Below are 16647 nucleotides of genomic sequence, written 5' to 3' on the forward strand. Positions count from 1 at the left end.
GCATGAACATGCAGATCCCAGGTTTTGACATCGACGGCGAGATTGGCCAGGGCGCCATGGCCAGCGTGTACCTGGCCACCCAGCGCTCGCTGGAGCGCAAGGTGGCGCTGAAGGTGATGGCGGCCAGCCTTGCCGCCGACCCGACCTTTTGCGAGCGCTTTTTGCGCGAAGGCCGCACCCTGGCGCGCCTGGCGCACCCGAACATCGCCACCATCCACGACATCGGCAATGTCGGCGAGCTGTACTACATGGCCATGGAGTTCTTGCCCAGCGGCACGCTGAAGGAGCGCATCGCCGCGGGCCTGACGCCCGAGCAGGGCCTGGTGTACGTGCGCCAGATGGCCCAGGCGCTGGGCTATGCCCACGCCCAGGGCCTGGTGCACCGCGACGTCAAACCGGCCAACATCCTGTTCCGCGCCGACGGCACGGCGGTGCTGTCGGACTTCGGCATCGCCAAGTCGCTTGATGACCGCACCCAGTTCACCCAGGCCGGCTTTGCCGTGGGCACCCCCAGCTACATGAGCCCCGAGCAGGCCCGCGGGCTTGAGATCGACGGGCGCGCCGACCTGTATGCACTGGGCGTGGTGCTGTACGAAATCCTCGTCGGCAAGCTGCCGTACAACGGTACTGACGCGCTGTCCACGGCGCTGGCGCACCTCACCGAGCCGCTGCCGGAGCTGCCCATCGAGCATGGCCGCTACCAGGACATCCTGCGCGGGCTGCTGGCCAAGGACCCCAACGAGCGCTACGCCGATGCCGCCGCGCTGCTGGCCGCGCTGGACCGGCTGCCGGCCGAGGACACCCTGAGCACGCTGATCCAGCCGTTGCCGCTGGTCGCGCCTGTGGCGCCTGCGGTGCCAGACCTGGGCGGGCTGACCCCGGTGTCCATCGACATTCCACAAGCCGCGCCGGCGCCAACCCCTGAGCCGGTCAAGCAGCCCGTGCCCAAGCCCAGTGCGCCGGTAAAGTCCGGCTCCAGCAAACCGGCCAAGGCCGTGCTGGCCGTGGCCATCGCCGCTGCGCTGGGCCTGGGCGGGGCGTTCTTCTGGCTGCTGAGCGGCAGCGACACCCCCGAGCCGGAAACCCCGGTGGTGCAAACCCCCGTTGAGCCGGTTGCGCCGCCGCCGGTTGCCGCCAGCGAAGACGGCCGCCCGCTGCTGATGCCCGGCAAGAAAACCCTGTTCCAGCGCGTGCTGAGCAAGCCCGATGCGCAATTGGTGGCCCAGCCCGGCGATGCTTCGGGCGACCCGCTGCCGGCGTTTTCGGTGCTGTACGTGTACCAGCGCAAGGACGTCGACGGCCAGGCCTGGGTGCAGGTGGGCGCCGCCAGCGACGGCCAGCGTGACGGCTGGCTGAAGGCTGGGCAAACCAGCGACTGGAAGCAGAGCCTGGTGCTCAAGTTCACCGAACGCTCCGGCCGCTCGCCGGTGATGTTCCTGCGCCAGGCCGATGATGTGCAGCAGTTGCTGGACAATACCAGTCAGGCCCGCGACAGCCTGCTCAAGGCGCAGAACAACCCCGACCAGGTACCCCAGGTGATGGCCCTGGAGCCGGCCGCCAGCGCCGTGCCGCAGAACCAGTTCTACCTGATGCCGATCTTCGACTACCGCGAAAGCTTCGACGCCGACGGCCAGCCGGTGCAACTGCTCAACATCGCTTCCATCGACCCCGGCAGCAGCGCCCGCGACAGCGCGCCGAAGGCCGCAGGCGTGGTGGCGGCCAGCGACAACAGCTTCCGCACCGGTATCGTGCTGGTGGTGGATACCTCGGTGTCGATGCAGCCCTACATCGACCGGGTGCGCGATGTGGTCAGCGAGTTGCAGCAGCAACTGGCCGCCCGTGGCGAGCTGGGCAGCGTCAGCTTCGGTTTGGTGGGTTTCCGTAACAACGTCAAGCGCACCCCGGGCCTTGAGTACCTGAGCAAGACCCTGGTGAGCCTGGAGCAGGGCAGCGACCCGGCGCGCTTCCTCAAGGCTGCGAGCCAGGTGAAAGCCACCACAGTGTCCAGCCACTCGTTCAACGAAGACGCCTTTGCCGGTGTGATGCAGGCGGTAGAGGGCATGGACTGGTCGGGTTACGGCGGGCGCATCATCCTGCTGGTCAGCGATGCCGGCGCCTTGCGCAAGAACGACCCGTTCAGCAGCACCCAGATGAACGAAGCCGAAGTGCGCCAGGCTGCGCTGAGCAAGCAGATCAAGATCTACGCCCTGCACCTGCGCACCCCGGCCGGGGTGAAGAACCACGGCGCCGCCGAAAGCCAGTACCGCGTGCTCACCGCCGACAGCAACCCGAAAATCGGCGACCTGTACGTGGGGGTGCCGGGCGGCGAGGTGGGCGCGTTCGGCGAGCGGGTGCGCGAGATCGGCTCGACCTTCGCAGAGCTTGTGCACCAGGTGCGCAACCAGCAGCCGCAACCGGTGCCGCTGCTGGCCAGCGGGGCGAGCCTGGCGGCCAAGTCGCAGGCGGTGGGTTATGCCATGCACATGGACTTCCTCGGCCGCCACGGCGCCAGCCAGGCGCCGCAGCTGGTCAGCGCCTGGACCGCCGACCGCGACCTGACCAACCCGGCGCTGCCCACCCTGCAGGTGTGCGTGATGCTGACCAAGCTGCAGCTCAACGACCTGCAGCAGTCGCTGAAGCTGATCGTCGATGCCGCGCGCAAGACCCGCAGTTCGCCGGGCGACTTCTTCAACGAAATCGCCAGCGCCAGTGCCTACATGAGCCGCGACCCGGCGGCCTTGAGCAAGGGCGCCAACCTGGCCCAGGGCGGGGTACTTGGCGAATACCTCGACGGCCTGCCGTACCGCAGCAAGTCGCTGGCCATGACCCAGGACTTGTGGCTGTCGCTGTCGGTGGCCGAGCAGGAGGACTTCATCGACGAGCTGGACTCGAAGATCCGCCTGTACGAAACCTTCCACAACGACATGGCCAACTGGGTGCGCTTCGGCAAGGCCGAGCCGGGCGACGCCTTGTACCGTGTACCGCTGTCGACGCTGCCGTGATGATCAGCCTGAGCGGTGTGCACAAGACGCGCGGGCAGGGTGCCCAGCGTTACAGCCTGCAGGTGGAGCGCTTGCAAATGGCCGCCGGCGAGCGGGTGGCGCTGGTGGGGCCGAGCGGCTGCGGCAAGAGCACGCTGCTGGATTTGCTGGCGCTGGTGCTGGCACCGGATGGCGCCGAGGGCTTTGCCCTGGGCGGTGAGGATATCGCCGGGCTGTGGCGCCAGCGCGCCCTCGACCGCCTGGCCGCGCTGCGCAGCCGCCATTTGGGTTATGTGCTGCAGGCCGGCGGGCTGCTGGGCTTTCTGGATGTGCGCGGCAATATCCGCCTGCCGCGCCAGTTGCTGGGTTTGAGTGATGACGGCAGCGTCGAGCGTCTGGCCCAGGCGCTGGATGTGCACGATCAGCTGGGCAAAAAGCCTGCGGCGTTATCGCTTGGCCAGCGCCAGCGGGTCAGCTGCGCCCGCGCCCTGGCCCACGCCCCGGCGCTGCTGCTGGCTGATGAGCCGACGGCGGCGCTGGACCCGGTGAACGCCGGGCGGGTGATGCAGCTGCTGCTGCACGAAGCCGGGCAGCGCCAGGTGACCTGCGTGATCGCCACCCACGATGAACAACTGGCCCGCGCCGCCGGGCTGCGGGTGTTGCGCATGGCCTGCCGGCGCGATGCCGACGGCGGCGTTACCGCCACTGTGGAGCAGGCTGCCTGATGCGCCCGCTGCTGATCGCCAGCCTGGCCTGGCAGGACTACCGCAACGAAGCGCGGCTGTCGGCCTGTGGCGTGCTGGCGCTGGTGGCGGTGATCGCGCCGTTGCTGGTGCTGTTTGGCCTGAAGTTCGGCCTGGTGGGCAGCCTGACCGAGCGCTTGCAGCGCGACCCGGGCGTGCGCGAGGTGATCCCACTGGGTGGTGGGCGCTTCAGCGCAGGCTTTATCGAAGAACTGGCGCAGCGCCCGGGCGTGGCCTTCGCCATCCCGCGCACCCGGCAGATTGCTGCCACCGCAGAGCTGCTGATGCCGGCCTTGGGCCGTGGCGTGACGGTGGAGATGCTGCCGACCGCCAAGGGCGACCCGTTGCTGCTGCACGTGACGCCGCCCGAGGGCGTGCAACAGGTGGTGCTGAGTTTTACCGCCGCCGAAAAACTCGGTGCCAGGGCCGGCGACGAGGTGCAGGCCAGTTTCAGCCGCCAGCAGGCCGGCCAGGTGCAGTGGCGCCAGACCCGCTTGCAGGTGACCGCTGTGCTGCCCCTGGCCGCCTTCGAGCGCGATGGGCTGTTCGCCCCGCTGGCGCTGCTGGAGGCGGTGGAAGACTACCGCGATGGCCGCGCGGTGCCGGCGCTGGGCTGGCCGGGCGATGAGGTGGCTGCTGAAACCCGGCGCGTGTACCCGGCGTTTCGCCTGTACGCCCGCGAGCTCACCGACGTGGAGCCGCTGCGCCGGTTCTTTGCCGAACGCAAGCTGCTGGTATCGACCCAGGCCGCGCAGATCGCCCAGGTGCAGTCGCTGAGCCGCAACCTCGACTTGGTGTTCTGGATTATTGCCGCGCTGGCCGTGGCGGGCGCCGTGGCGGCTACAGCCGCTGGTGCGGTGGCGGCGGTGGAGCGCAAGCAGCGTGAGCTTGCGGTGTTGCGCCTGCTGGGCTTTGGCAGCGCCGCGCTGCTGCTGTTCGTGATGTTGCAGGCGCTGTACAGCGGCCTGCTGGCCGCCGCCGTGGCGGGGCTGTTGTACCTGCTGGCCGAACACGGCCTTAACCGACTTTTCATGCAGGTGCCGGGCGAGTTCGCCAGCCGCCTGCTGCCCGTGCATTACCTCGTTGCGCTGGGTGCCGTGCTGCTGGCCAGCACCACCGCCGCCGCCCTGGGTGGCTGGCGGGTTTCGCGCATCGACGCTGCCCAAGGAATTCGTGATGTCTGATAACCGCCTCAAGGCTGCGGCCTTGCTTTTGACTGCCCTGGGCCTGGCGGCCTGCTCGCCGGCCGATGGCGACGACAAGCCCAAGCCCGAAGCCCAGGCCGCCACACAGCCGGTCGATGCCAGCAAGCTGGACAACCCCAAGCCCCTGCCGGGCGATGTCAGCCTGCCGCTGCCATGCGGCGGCGAACTGGTGTTGCGCAGCGTCTACGTGCTGGCCCAGGGCAGCCTGGACGACCGCGAGGTGAACCTTGGCTACCCGTTCAGCGAAGGCGAGGCGGGCTACAAGCAGTCGTTCATCTCCGGCTACCGGCGCGACTTCATCAATGGCCAGTTCAGCCTGACTGACCTGCCGGCGCAGTGGCAGCAGGCCGTTGGCCCGACCCTGCCCAAGCTCGACAAGGGCGCGCCGCTCAAACCGATGATGTACTTCATCGGCAAGTACGAGGTGACCGCGCGCCAGTACGCCCAGGTGATGGCCCAGGCGCAGTCGCTGGCCAGTGGTGACGCGGCGCCGGCCTGCCAGGCCGAAACCAGCGCCGCCGGGCGCCTGCCCAAGGTCAAGCTGTCGCGCTTCGAGGCCGAACGCTTTGCCGCCGTGTACAGCGCCTGGCTGATGAAGCACCACCGCGATTTGCTGCCGGTCAGTGGCCGGGGCAGCAAGGCCGAAGACGGCGGCGTGGGTTTTGTGCGCCTGCCCACCGAGGTGGAATGGGAATTCGCCGCCCGTGGCGGCTCGCAGGTCACTCGCCAGGAACTGGAAGGCCGATTGTTCCCGCGCAAGGTCGAGGGCAGTGACAGCGAAGGGCCGCTGGCCGACTGGGCGGTGTTCAACCAAGTGGCCGGTGGCACCGGGCAGGCGGCGCGCTTGATGCCGATCGGTACCAAGCAGCCCAACCCGCTTGGGCTGTTCGACGTGATCGGCAACGCCGCCGAGATGGTCCAGGAGTCGTTCCAGCTGGTGAATGCCGGGCGCCTGCAAGGCGCTTATGGCGGCTTTGTGGTCAAGGGCGGCAACTACCTGGAAGGCGAGGGCACGCTGTTCACCGGCATGCGCCGCGAATACCCGCTGTTTGGCGGCGATGGTACCGAGCAGCGCAACGAAACCACCGGTTTTCGTATTGCCATCGGCGCCCTGTCGGCGCCGCGCTCGCGCTACCAGGAGCTGTTCGAGCAGTGGCAGAAGGAGGGCCGCCTGGCCGGGCTGACCGACGATATCGACGCCGCACAAGACCCGACCAAGCGCCTGGACAGCATCATTGCCGCCACCAGCGACCCGCGCCAGCAGGCCGAGCTTGGGGTGGTGAACGAAGAGCTCAAGCGCAACGTGTCGCTGATTGCCCGCCAGCGCGAAGAGGCCGCCGGCAACCTGATCCAGTCCGCCGCCTTGGTGGCCGAGACCATCAACAACTACAACATCCGCCTGACCAACCTGAAGAACACCCAGGCCAAGGCCGAGGCTTCGGGCGACCAGACCAGCGCGCGCATGTACGGCGCCGCCATCGCCAATGGCCGCGCGGCGCTGGATGGCGCCGTGGCGATCTACATCGACAACCTGGCCAGCGGCACGCGCTACACCGATGCGGTGATCCAGGCGCAGTTCCAGCGCGTGCGCGAAGAACTCAACCGCAAGCCGGTGCTGGGCAACAGCCTGGTGACCCGCGCCACCCTGTTCGTCCGCCATGTCGGGGAGTACCGCCAAAGCCGGCGGGCCGACCCGGCGACGATCCTCAAGGAGCTGCTGGCATCGGCCGCCCCGCGCCCCTAGGCACATTTTCAACTGAAAGGAACACCGGGCGGCCTTTTGCCCCCGGCCATCGACAAACCCAAGAGAGAACCTGACCATGTTCACCCGCAAACCCCTGATCAATGCCACCCAGGCCCGTACCGCACTGCTGCTGGCTGCAGGTTTCAGCACCGTGCTGCTGGCCGGTTGCGCCGGCTCGCCGGTCTCCAAGGTAGGCGCCACCACCAAGGTCGAGTACTACCCCAACTGCTACGAGCCGGTGCAGCACCTGCGCAGCACCGACGGTGACATGACCCGCTCGGTAGCCACTGGCGCGGTGATCGGTGCCCTCGGTGGTGCCCTGGCTGGTGCCCTGGTGGATGACGACAAGCGCGGCCGCAACGCCGCCATCGGTGCGGCTGGCGGCGCCCTGGTGGGTGGTGCTGCCGGCTACTACACCGAGCGCCAGAAGCAGATCACCGACGACAAGCAGCGCATCGCCTCGTACGCCACCGACATCAGCAAGAACGCAGCCGACGTCGACCGCACCACGGCCTACGCCAAGTCGTCCCAGGCCTGCTACCAGCGTGAGTTCACCAGCCTGATCGATGGCCGCAAATCGGGCCGCATCAACGACGCCGAGGGTCGCAAGCGCCTGGCCGAGATCGTCTCGGGCCTGCAGGAGTCGAACAAGCTGCTGACCGCGGTCAACGGCCGTTTGGGTGAGAACCTGAACAACTACACCCAGGCCTACGAGCAGGACCTCAAGCAGGTGGGCGTGCAGCGCACCGAAGTGGTGGCCGTGGCCGAGCCGCCGAAGGTCGCCACCACCGGCAAGAAGAAAACCCAGAAAGTGCAGCCGGCCAAGGTCAACAAGAACGTGCCGCAGGAGGCCGTGGCCACCGAGAAGACCCTGCAGAACGCCACCACCAAGCAGGCTGAGGCGCAGCAAGTGGCCAAGGCCGGTAACGACCAGGTGAACGGCATGTGCCGCAACCCGGACATGGGCGACTGGGCACCGGTGCCTTGCCCGAACGTTTGATGATCACCATTCGCTGATTCGGCTCGCTCTTTGTAGGAGCGGCCTTGTGTCGCGAATGGGCTGCGTGAGCAGCCCCGGGGGTTCAGGCCCCCTGCAAAATCGCCGGGGCTGCTGTGCAGCCCTTTCGCGACACAAGGCCGCTCCTACAGGGGCGGCGCAGCGCTCTGAAGCCCGTTTCTGGCGCTGGGTGGGCTTAGATGGAGGCGAATTTTGAGTAAGGAAACCGACCCGTGACAGACCTTCTGGTCAATTCCCTGGCCAACAGTTCCCAGTTCCTGGCCCGCCAGCGTATCCAGGCCCGGATCAACCTGCCGCAGATGTTCGCCGCCATCGACGCCGACCCGCGTATCGTCGGCGCCGGGGTGGTGTACATCGACGCCGAATACAACGTGATCACCCTGCGCGAATTCCAGCCGATCTGCAGCATTCGCCCCAAGCGGGTGATCCTGCGCGAGATCAAGAAGTACCAGACCCCCGCCCAGTACACCGAACAGTTGCAGACCAACCCGCGTGAGTCGCGGGTGGTGAAAGAGGCGGTGAACACCACGCTGTCCTGTGCCGGTGCGGTGATTGGCTGGTTCGTGGTGTTCAGCGGCACCATCGCCGCGCCTTTTTCTGCGGGTACCAGCCTGGTGCTGACTTACGTTGGTGGCGCCGCAGCGACCGCCAGCAGTATCCAGTGCGGCATCGGCATCATGCGCACAGTGCGCGAGGTGACCAACCCGGCGGCTAACGACGCGCTGGACAACAGCCAGTGGTACCAGACCGCATCCCTGGTGCTCGATGGCGTATCGCTACTGGGCGTCGGCGCTTCGGGCCTGACCACCCTCAAGTACCTGCAGGTGCACAAAGCCTCTACTGGCCGCAGCTGGCTGGAGCTGACCAAGAGCCTCAGCCGCCAGCAGCGCAAGGCGCTGACCGACGAGTTGCTGTCGATCAAGCACCCGAGCCTCACTGCCAAGCAGCTCAAGCTGGAGCAGGCCGCAGGCAACCTGACCAAGCGCTACACCCCGGCGCAGATCAACCATGCCACGCAAACCCTGCTGCGCGACTCGCTTGGCGCGACGCTGGGCTTTGCCGGGAGTGGTTCGGTGCAGAGCATTGCCGTGGGGCTGTACGAGGAATTCGAATGATGAAACCCGGTGAGTTTCAAGGGTTCATGCGCCAGTACTTCCCGACCTTTGTGTTGGGCTTTTTCATGTGTGTAGTGGCGGCTGCGTTATCGCTGGTCTTGTGGGTGGATGAGCACTGGTTAAATCACCCCGACAACCCGCTGTACACCATGACTTTCAGCGCCGCGCTGATCGTGCCGCTGTGCATCGGGCACTTCGCGATGATTCGTGGCCATGCATGGGCGATGTGGGCGGTGCTGCCGGTGCCGGTTGTGGCGCTGTTGCTGGCGCTGAGCCTGTTCGGCAGCGGCTTGCCGGTGGTGTTGTTGGCAATCGTCATGGCGCTGGCGTTGCTGGCACTGCTGGTGTTCAACAGTGCGCGGCATCGTGAGATGCGCCGGCGGTTGGTGGAGTTGCGTCGGCAGCGCAGGTGCTGATTCGAGGAGGCAGTTGGCGGATGGAACGCAGCCAGGAATTCATTGCATTCGTGCAGCGCTATTTTGCCGTGTTCATTGGCACCTGGTTTACCTCGCTGGTGGCGGTGGCGTGGAGCTTCGTGCTGGTGTGGGGGACCTGGTTCAGGGCGGGGAGCAAGGATGAAATGCGCGCCACCTTGGTCGCGCTGTTGGTGGTCTTCATGCTTGGCCACGGCGCGGTAGTGCGCGGGCGGGTGTGGGGGGCGTGGATTGTGGCGGCGATGTGCGTGGCCTGTGTGGTGCTGGTAATCGGGACCTACGGGCAACGCCCGCATCTGTTGCTGTTCAGCGCAAGCGTTGCGTTTGCCTTGGGGACATTGCTGTTGCTGAACAGCAGGCGCTATCGGGAAATGCAGCAGGTGTTGGCGGAGCATCGGCAAAGACGTCAGGCTGCCCGTTGCCGTCGATAGTGAAATGCGGACGCCCCAAGATCATTCGGCAGCGCGGGCGCTGATTCGAGGAGCTTGTTGGCGGAGCATTGGACGTACGGGTGACGCCGTACCCTGTAGGAGCGGCCTTGTGCCGCGAAAGGCGCGCGTAGCGGGCCCAGGATTTGCGCACCATGCAAGATTGCCGGGCCTGCTACGCAGGCCTTTCGCGACACAAGGCCGCTCCTACAGGATTGCGCCAGCCTGAATGCTGCGCTGTACCCGTGGGAGCGGGCTTGCCCCGCGATGGGGTTGGCGCTCAGTGGCGCCGGTTACGGGCAATCTCGATATCGTTCATCAGCGCCTTGGCCAGGGCGCTGAGGTAGTCTGCGGCGCCCAGCAGTTTGTGGTCATCCTCGGCATCGCCTTCGCGGATCAGGTGCTTGATGTAGCCCAGTAAAATCGACACCTGTTCGTAGGCATCGTCGATGGGGATGCCGGGCATTACCCGTAGCAGCGGCAGCGGCGGGTTGCCAGCCTCCAGTAGGGTTTCGACGCCTGCGGTTACGGCGGTGGGTTCGGCCATTTCATGCCTCGCTTCTGAACATGCTCATGTCCAGCCTGCCCAGCACATGCTCGCCCAAAGCGCGGGCGATGTCGGTGGCGTGGGCGGCGTTGGCGAGCATGCTCAAGCCCGGTTCGCCTGCGTGGTTGCGGCAGTGTTCGTCGATGGTTTCCGAGACGCCGCGCAGCAGCTCGTTGAGGTGCATGAGGGCGTCGGGCGGGTACATGTCGGTGCGGACGGTGAAGAAGGGGGTGAGGGGGAGTTTGCCCAGGGGTGGGTCGGGGACGATTTTTTTCATGATGCAGCTCCAAGGTTCGTTTCAAGGAGCTGCCACGTCGACCTTCTCACGGGTAGAGGGTGGCAGCCGTGCGTGGGGTGAGAAACCGAGGGAACCTTGGAAAACTCGGCCAGGCAAAGCCTGCCCGCGCACGGCTGCCATGACGACTCAGCCGCTGAAGGATTCCCGACGGGTTCTCACACCCGGTCACCTGATGGCGACCCGAGGACGTTATTCCCGAGGTGAAAGACCGGCAACGGTGAAGCTTCTGAGTCGGGCGTAGGATAGGTCCGAAGCTGCTTGATCCTGAAGCATTTGGTAGCAGGTTCGGAAATGTCGTACAGGTTTGAGGCAGGCAGCTTAGCGGTTTCAAACCGTGCACCAAGGTGGGGAAAGGTTTGCCACCTGTAGGAGCGGCCTTGTGTCGCGAAAGGCGCGCGTAGCGGGCCCGGGATTTACGCATCATGCAAGATTGCCGGGCCTGCTACGCAGGCCTTTCGCGACACAAGGCCGCTCCTACAGGATTGAGCCAGCCTGAAGGTTGCGTTTTACCATCGCGATAGCGCCAGCTCACTTGCAAGATCCCGCATCACATCTCCCCCGGCCCAACCCACCACCCTGACCATAATTCCCACCGAACCGCCCATTCGTCGCTTTGGTGGGTATAGTGTTGATAGATCGCTTTCGGTGGTTATACTAACCACCGCTGCGTACAACCCAAGGACAGGGTTAATGAACAGCCGCGAAATGATTTCGGTGATCGAGGCCGATGGTTGGTACCTGGTGCGTTCCAAAGGCAGCCACCACCACTTCAAGCACCCTCAAAAGCCCGGGCTGGTAACCATCCCGCACCCGAAAAAGGACCTGCTGCCCGCCACTGCGGCCAGCATCCTGCGCCAGGCGCGAATCGGTTACGTCAGCTGACCAGGAGAACCATTGCCATGTTGTTTCCCATCGCCATCCTCGCCGGTGACGACCAGCACGCCTGGGGCGTTGAAGTGCCGGATATTCCTGGCTGCTTCTCGGCCGGTGAAGACCTCGACCACGCCATCGCCATGGCCCGCGAGGCTATCGAGGGCCACCTCGAACTGCTGGCCCAGGACCAGCAGGAGATCCCCAAGGCCAGCACCGTGACCGTACATGCGGCCAACCCCGAATATGCCGGCTGCACCTGGGCGCTGATCGATATCGACATCACCCGCTACCTGGGCAAGGCCGAGAAGCTCAACATCACCCTGCCGGCTTACCTGCTGACCCGTATCGACAGCTATGTGCAGAACCACCCCGAGCACAAGAGCCGGTCGGGGTTTTTGGCCGAGGCGGCGTTGCGGATTTTGCAGGGGGATTGCAAGTAGACGGGTTGAGCGCCTTTTGGGGTTGCTGCTTTGGGTTGCCTGGGCTGGCCTCATCGCCGGCAAGCCGGCTCCTACAGGTGCGGCGCCGGGCTGAAGGAAGCCAGATATTCAACCAGCGGGGCCGCCTTTGGGTAGCAGCACGCTGGCCCGCAGGCCACCACCCTCGCGATTGTTCAGCAGCAGTTCACCGCCATGGCTGGCAGCAATGCGCTGGGCGATGCTCAGGCCCAGGCCGTAGCCACCGGAGGCCTGGTTGCGCGAATTTTCGCCGCGCACGAACGGGTCGGTGACGGTGGCCAGCAAGGCTGGCGCGATGCCGGGGCCGCGGTCGTCGATGTGGATGTAAACGCCGGTGATTGCCGCTTCCAGCGTGACCGACACCTCGCGGCCATAGCGCAGCGCGTTGACCAGCAGGTTTTGCAGGCAACGCTGCATCAACAAGGCATCCACCCGCACCTTGCCGGCGTGGCCATGCACCGGCAGCGGCTCATCGCTGCTGGCAAGGTCAGCGCACAGGCGCGCCACCAGGCGGTCGAGGTCCACTTCCTGCAGGTTCTGCTGCTCGCCGGCACGCAGGTAATCCAGCACCTGGCCGATCATGCCGTCCATCTGCGCGATGTTCTGGCGTAGCCGCTCCTTGTGCTCGCCGTCTTCCAGCCGCTCCAGGCGCAGGCGCATGCGCGTCAGCGGGGTACGCAGGTCGTGGGACACCGCGGCGAGGAAGTAGGCCTTGTCGTTGACCATGGCGATCAGCCGCTGCTGCATGGCATTAAAGGCCAGGGCGGCGTGGCGCACCTCCTCGGGGCCGTCCAGCGGCAGCGGCGCCTGCTCGAGGTTACGGCCAAGGCCTCTGGCGGCTTCGGCCAGGCGGCGCACCGGGCGCAGGCACAGGCGTACCGCCACCAGGCACACCAGCAGTACCGCAACGATACGCAGGGCGTACACCCGCAGCAGGTAGTCGCTGATCAGTACCCAGGCCGATTCGCCGCTCCAGCCTTGCAGCTCTTGCCCGTCGATGGTCAGCCAGTGGCCGTCGGCCAGGGGCACGGCGAACTCGATATGGGCCTGGGCGGTGCGCAGGCCGAACAGGCTGCGCCAGACGATGGGCTGGCCCAGCTCGTCGGTGAGCTGCACCTTGAGCAGACGCACCTGCGGGTCGCGGCCCAGCTCGTAGGCCAGCGCCTGGTGCAGCAGCAGTTCGATGCGCCGCCGGCCACGGCGCTCGTCGTGCTGGGCCTCGGGCAGCGACTCGGCGCAGCGCAGCTGGTAGCGGCGCGGCACCTGCAAGGTGCCGGCGTGGCATTGCGCCTGGGCGATCAGCGGGGCGCTGCGCGCGGCGATCAGGCGCACCGGTGCCTCCAGCACCTGGGCAAAGCGCACATCGAACCAGATGCTGCTGGACATCAGCTGGATCACCAGGGTGCCGCTGACCATGATCAGCAGCAGCTGGCCGAACAGCGTGCGTGGCCACAACCGGCGCAGCAGGCGCACCTCAGGCCCCCGACGCTTCGCGGCTGAGGCTCAGCAGGTAGCCCTCGTTGCGGATGGTGAGAATCTGCGCGGCGTTGCCCGGTGCGCGACGCAGTTGCTGGCGCAGGCGGCTGATGCACATGTCTACCGAGCGGTCGTCGGGCAGGTGGTCGCGGCCGAATGCGCTGCGCGTGAGGTGATCGCGGGACACCACGCGGTTGTTGGCCTCCAGCAGCTCGCGCAGCACCCGGTAGTCGGAGCGCGGCAGGGTCAGGGCCTGGCCGTCGGGGTGGGTGAGCAGGCGCTTGACCGGGTCCAGGCGAAAACCTGCGAACAGGTGGGGTTCGGCGTCACTTTCTTCGGTTTGCGCCTCCAGGCGCTGCGGGCGGCGCAGCACGGCCTTGATCCGGGCGATCAGCTCGCGCGGCTCGAAGGGCTTGGCCAGGTAGTCGTCGGCGCCCACCTCCAGGCCGATGATGCGGTCCAAGGTGCTGCCCTTGGCCGACAGCATGATCACCGCAAGCCCCGGCATCGCCTGCAACTGGCGGCACAGGCTCAGGCCATCTTCGCCGGGCAGCATCAGGTCGAGCACCACCAGGTCGACCTTGCAGCGCGCCAGTTGCTCGCGCATCTGCTCGCCGTCGGCAGCCGCCAGCACGTTGTAGCCGGCCTCGGTGAGGTATTCACAAAGAAGTTCGCGGATCTCGTCGTCATCGTCGACGACCAGCAGGGTCATGCTCATCACTGATGTACCTGTAGAGGAGGGCTTGTGCGCTCGTTACGTCCGATTACATCCCCGTACATGCCGGGCATGGAGCGCAGAAGGCGGATGCCTAGAATCGTAACAAAAAATCATCTGCAAATACGAAGCCTTCCCAAACGGTACGCCAACACACCATGAACGACGCATTCTGCATGACCCGAGGTGGCAGCCGCCTCACCCCGCTCGCTTTCTTCGTCGCCTTCGGGCTTTCCGGTACTGCCATGGCCGCCGATGGCCAGGCGCTGGTGCTGGACGCTACCAACATCGACAGCAGCGCCCTGCCAGTGGCTGATGATGCTGGGCAAATCGGCTACACCGTCGAGAGCACCCGCAGCTCCACCGGCCTGAACCTGACCCCGCGCCAGACCCCGCAGTCGGTGACCACCATCACCCGCGAGCAGATGGACGACCGCGGCGTACAGAACATCGAGCAGGCGCTGGAAACCACGCCTGGTGTCAGCGTCAGCAAAAGCGAGGTAGGCGGGCGCACCGACTTCCGCGCCCGTGGCTACTCGATCAGCAACTGGAAGGTCGACGGCTTGCAGTTCCAGGGCGGCTCGGACTTCAGCAACGGCGGCAGCGCGCTGAACATGGACCTGTACGAGCGCATCGACATCGTGCGCGGCGCCAACGGCCTGCTGGGCGGCACTGGCGACCCGTCGGCCACGGTCAACCTGATCCGCAAGGCGCCCACCCGCACCTTCGGCGGCAGCGCCTACGCCACCTACGGCAGCTGGGACAAGCGCCGCCTGGGCGCCGACCTGAACCTGCCGCTGTCCGAGGACGGCCGCCTGCGTTCGCGCTTCGTGATGACCCAGCAGGACGCCAACTCGTTCCGTGACAACCAGTCCGAGCGCTCGCGCGCGGCCCTGGCCAACTTCGAGTTCGACCTGGACGACGCCACCACCCTGGGCGCCGGTTACCAGTACGAATACAGCAAGGTGATCGGTGCCGGCTGGGGTGCCAACATCCCGATCTGGTTCGGTGACGGCAGCACCACCAACCTGCCGCGCAGCAGCAACGTGGCGCCGAGCTGGAGCTTTGGCGAAACCATCACCCGCACCACCTTCGGCTCGCTGGCGCACCGCTTCGACAACGACTGGAGCCTGGACCTGAAGCTGGCCCAGAGCGAAACCGAAGCGCTCAACCACCGCGGCCTGGCCAAGGTCAACTCGACCACCGGCGGCTATGGCGGCTATTGGGACCAGGACGGCAGCGGCGCGGTGCTCAACGGCCTGCACAGCTCCTCCGACACCACCCAGCAGTCGGCGCAGATCGACCTGTCGGGGCCGTTCCAGATGTTCGGCCGCACCCACCAGGCGATGGTCGGCTACAACGACAGCCGCACCGTGGCCTGGGCGCCGGAGTACAACTGCCGCATGGTCGGCGACGGCCTGAGCAGCAACGGTTTGCGCGGTTGCCAGTTCCGCGCCAACAACGGCCTGCCGATCAGCAACTGGGGCAATGGCGTGGATGCCGACTACCAGCTGCTGGCCTCCAAGACCGACCGCCACACCAAGACCACCACGCGCCTGCAGGGCATGTATGCCGCCACCCGCCTGAGCATCACCGACCCGCTGTCGGTGATCGCCGGCGCACGGGTTACCGACTATTCGGCGACCACCCTGGCGCTCACTGGCGCGCGCAGCAACCAGCAGAACAACGGCATCGTCACGCCTTACCTGGGCGCGGTGTATGACCTCAACGACACCTACTCGGCGTATGTCAGCTACACCGACATCTTCAACCCGCAGACCCAGGAAACCGTCAACGGCACCAAGGTGGCGCCGATCCGTGGCAAGAGCTACGAAACCGGTATCAAGGGTGCGTGGTTCGATGGCCGCCTGAACGCTTCGGCGGCGTACTTCCTGACCAAGCAGGCGGGCAAGGCAGTGATGGACGGCAGCCAGTCCACCCCGACCGGCGCCCAGGCCTACACCGCCGGCACCGGCCAGGAAACCGACGGTATCGACCTGGAAGTGGCAGGCGCGCTGACGCCGAACTGGAATGTGTATGCCGGCTACACCTACCTGCACTTCCGCCGTGTTGACAGCGATGGCCGCAGCGACCCGTCGCATCTGTTCAAGGCCTCGACCACCTACCGCCTGTCCGGCCCGCTGGACCGCCTGACCCTGGGCGCCGGGGTGACTGCGCAAAGCAACATCCGCGCGATTTCCAGCCCGGCTGGCCAGCCGACCAACGGCCGCAGCACCGGCGCCACCGACGTCAACTGGTCGGGCTATGCCATCTGGAATGCCATGGCCAAGTACCAGCTGACCGACGACACCGACGTCAGCCTCAGGGCCAACAACCTGTTCGACAAGCACTACTACAGCCAGTACGGGTTTTATGCGGGGGCGATTTATGGTGACCCGCGCAACCTGGAGTTGACGGTGAGTACGTCGTTCTAAGCAGAAAAAGCCCGCTGATGCGGGCTTTTTTCTTGGCGATGGCCCGCTCCCACAGGCATCGCATGGCCTTCAGGCATTTGCTGTACCTGTAGGAGCCGGCTTGCCGGCGATCACCGGCACAGCCGGTGCCAGCATTCGCCTGTGCCGGCCCTATCGCCGGCAAGCCGGCTCCTACAG

The 16647-nt window shown here is 66.3% G+C and carries 15 protein-coding genes; 11 read left to right on the forward strand and 4 right to left on the reverse strand.

What is annotated here, in order from left to right; genetic code table 11:
• The first annotated feature begins 2 nt into the window (after positions 1 to 2).
• From ACI2KK_RS17855 to ACI2KK_RS17890, 8 genes are all read left to right on the forward strand, one after another.
• The gene (locus ACI2KK_RS17855; RefSeq protein WP_404669913.1) at positions 3 to 3002 is read left to right on the forward strand and encodes a protein kinase; all 3000 of its coding nucleotides are present in this window, start codon (positions 3 to 5) and stop codon (positions 3000 to 3002) included.
• Positions 3002 to 3706, forward strand: coding sequence for an ATP-binding cassette domain-containing protein (locus ACI2KK_RS17860; protein ID WP_404669900.1), 705 nt, complete (start codon positions 3002 to 3004; stop codon positions 3704 to 3706). Before ACI2KK_RS17855 ends, ACI2KK_RS17860 begins: the two co-directional genes overlap by 1 nt.
• The gene (locus ACI2KK_RS17865) at positions 3706 to 4908 is read left to right on the forward strand and encodes an FtsX-like permease family protein (protein WP_404669901.1); all 1203 of its coding nucleotides are present in this window, start codon (positions 3706 to 3708) and stop codon (positions 4906 to 4908) included. Before ACI2KK_RS17860 ends, ACI2KK_RS17865 begins: the two co-directional genes overlap by 1 nt.
• Positions 4901 to 6673: a formylglycine-generating enzyme family protein gene (locus ACI2KK_RS17870; protein ID WP_404669902.1), complete on the forward strand. Its 1773-nt coding sequence runs from the start codon at positions 4901 to 4903 to the stop codon at positions 6671 to 6673. Before ACI2KK_RS17865 ends, ACI2KK_RS17870 begins: the two co-directional genes overlap by 8 nt.
• 76 nt (positions 6674 to 6749) lie before the next feature.
• Positions 6750 to 7673: a type VI secretion system-associated lipoprotein TagQ gene (tagQ, locus tag ACI2KK_RS17875; RefSeq protein ID WP_404669903.1), complete on the forward strand. Its 924-nt coding sequence runs from the start codon at positions 6750 to 6752 to the stop codon at positions 7671 to 7673.
• Between the two features lie 230 nt (positions 7674 to 7903).
• The gene (locus tag ACI2KK_RS17880) at positions 7904 to 8806 is read left to right on the forward strand and encodes an NAD synthetase (protein WP_217841343.1); all 903 of its coding nucleotides are present in this window, start codon (positions 7904 to 7906) and stop codon (positions 8804 to 8806) included.
• Entirely contained in the window at positions 8803 to 9222 is a 420-nt protein-coding gene (locus ACI2KK_RS17885) for a hypothetical protein (protein WP_404669904.1), read from the forward strand. The genes ACI2KK_RS17880 and ACI2KK_RS17885 overlap by 4 nt, the downstream gene beginning before the upstream one ends.
• A 20-nt stretch (positions 9223 to 9242) precedes the next feature.
• Positions 9243 to 9671 (forward strand): hypothetical protein, encoded by a 429-nt coding sequence (locus ACI2KK_RS17890; protein ID WP_404669905.1) that lies wholly within the window; start codon positions 9243 to 9245, stop codon positions 9669 to 9671.
• A 277-nt stretch (positions 9672 to 9948) separates the two neighbouring features.
• On the opposite strand, the gene ACI2KK_RS17895 is transcribed toward ACI2KK_RS17890, so the two are convergent.
• Both ACI2KK_RS17895 and ACI2KK_RS17900 read right to left on the reverse strand, forming a co-directional pair.
• Positions 9949 to 10215, reverse strand: coding sequence for a DUF3077 domain-containing protein (locus ACI2KK_RS17895; protein ID WP_217841348.1), 267 nt, complete (start codon positions 10213 to 10215; stop codon positions 9949 to 9951).
• A gap of 1 nt (position 10216) precedes the next feature.
• The gene (locus ACI2KK_RS17900) at positions 10217 to 10492 is read right to left on the reverse strand and encodes a hypothetical protein (protein ID WP_217886717.1); all 276 of its coding nucleotides are present in this window, start codon (positions 10490 to 10492) and stop codon (positions 10217 to 10219) included.
• A 711-nt stretch (positions 10493 to 11203) separates the two neighbouring features.
• Between ACI2KK_RS17900 and ACI2KK_RS17905 the strand changes: the two genes are divergently transcribed.
• Positions 11204 to 11395: a type II toxin-antitoxin system HicA family toxin gene (locus tag ACI2KK_RS17905; protein ID WP_404669906.1), complete on the forward strand. Its 192-nt coding sequence runs from the start codon at positions 11204 to 11206 to the stop codon at positions 11393 to 11395.
• Between the two features lie 17 nt (positions 11396 to 11412).
• Positions 11413 to 11826, forward strand: coding sequence for a type II toxin-antitoxin system HicB family antitoxin (locus ACI2KK_RS17910; RefSeq protein WP_217886716.1), 414 nt, complete (start codon positions 11413 to 11415; stop codon positions 11824 to 11826).
• A gap of 108 nt (positions 11827 to 11934) precedes the next feature.
• Here the strand turns inward: ACI2KK_RS17910 and ACI2KK_RS17915 are convergent, their stop codons facing one another.
• Entirely contained in the window at positions 11935 to 13317 is a 1383-nt protein-coding gene (locus tag ACI2KK_RS17915; protein WP_404669907.1) for an ATP-binding protein, read from the reverse strand.
• A 1-nt stretch (position 13318) separates the two neighbouring features.
• Complete coding sequence (locus ACI2KK_RS17920; protein WP_404669908.1) at positions 13319 to 14038, reverse strand: response regulator; 720 nt, start codon at positions 14036 to 14038, stop codon at positions 13319 to 13321.
• A 155-nt stretch (positions 14039 to 14193) separates the two neighbouring features.
• Between ACI2KK_RS17920 and ACI2KK_RS17925 the strand changes: the two genes are divergently transcribed.
• Positions 14194 to 16470 (forward strand): TonB-dependent siderophore receptor, encoded by a 2277-nt coding sequence (locus tag ACI2KK_RS17925; protein WP_404669909.1) that lies wholly within the window; start codon positions 14194 to 14196, stop codon positions 16468 to 16470.
• Positions 16471 to 16647 lie beyond the last annotated feature (177 nt).

Origin of the sequence: Pseudomonas sp. NPDC089406, assembly GCF_044900265.1 — a bacterium.
GTDB lineage: Bacteria > Pseudomonadota > Gammaproteobacteria > Pseudomonadales > Pseudomonadaceae > Aquipseudomonas > Aquipseudomonas fakonensis.

Coding starts and splice junctions, on each gene's coding strand:
- ACI2KK_RS17855 (WP_404669913.1), top strand. CDS start 3: ATGAACATGCAGATCCCAGGTTTTGACATCGACGGCGAGATTGGCCAG.
- ACI2KK_RS17860 (WP_404669900.1), top strand. CDS start 3,002: ATGATCAGCCTGAGCGGTGTGCACAAGACGCGCGGGCAGGGTGCCCAG.
- ACI2KK_RS17865 (WP_404669901.1), top strand. CDS start 3,706: ATGCGCCCGCTGCTGATCGCCAGCCTGGCCTGGCAGGACTACCGCAAC.
- ACI2KK_RS17870 (WP_404669902.1), top strand. CDS start 4,901: ATGTCTGATAACCGCCTCAAGGCTGCGGCCTTGCTTTTGACTGCCCTG.
- tagQ (WP_404669903.1), top strand. CDS start 6,750: ATGTTCACCCGCAAACCCCTGATCAATGCCACCCAGGCCCGTACCGCA.
- ACI2KK_RS17885 (WP_404669904.1), top strand. CDS start 8,803: ATGATGAAACCCGGTGAGTTTCAAGGGTTCATGCGCCAGTACTTCCCG.
- ACI2KK_RS17890 (WP_404669905.1), top strand. CDS start 9,243: ATGGAACGCAGCCAGGAATTCATTGCATTCGTGCAGCGCTATTTTGCC.
- ACI2KK_RS17895 (WP_217841348.1), bottom strand. CDS start 10,215: ATGGCCGAACCCACCGCCGTAACCGCAGGCGTCGAAACCCTACTGGAG.
- ACI2KK_RS17900 (WP_217886717.1), bottom strand. CDS start 10,492: ATGAAAAAAATCGTCCCCGACCCACCCCTGGGCAAACTCCCCCTCACC.
- ACI2KK_RS17905 (WP_404669906.1), top strand. CDS start 11,204: ATGAACAGCCGCGAAATGATTTCGGTGATCGAGGCCGATGGTTGGTAC.
- ACI2KK_RS17910 (WP_217886716.1), top strand. CDS start 11,413: ATGTTGTTTCCCATCGCCATCCTCGCCGGTGACGACCAGCACGCCTGG.
- ACI2KK_RS17920 (WP_404669908.1), bottom strand. CDS start 14,038: ATGAGCATGACCCTGCTGGTCGTCGACGATGACGACGAGATCCGCGAA.
- ACI2KK_RS17925 (WP_404669909.1), top strand. CDS start 14,194: ATGAACGACGCATTCTGCATGACCCGAGGTGGCAGCCGCCTCACCCCG.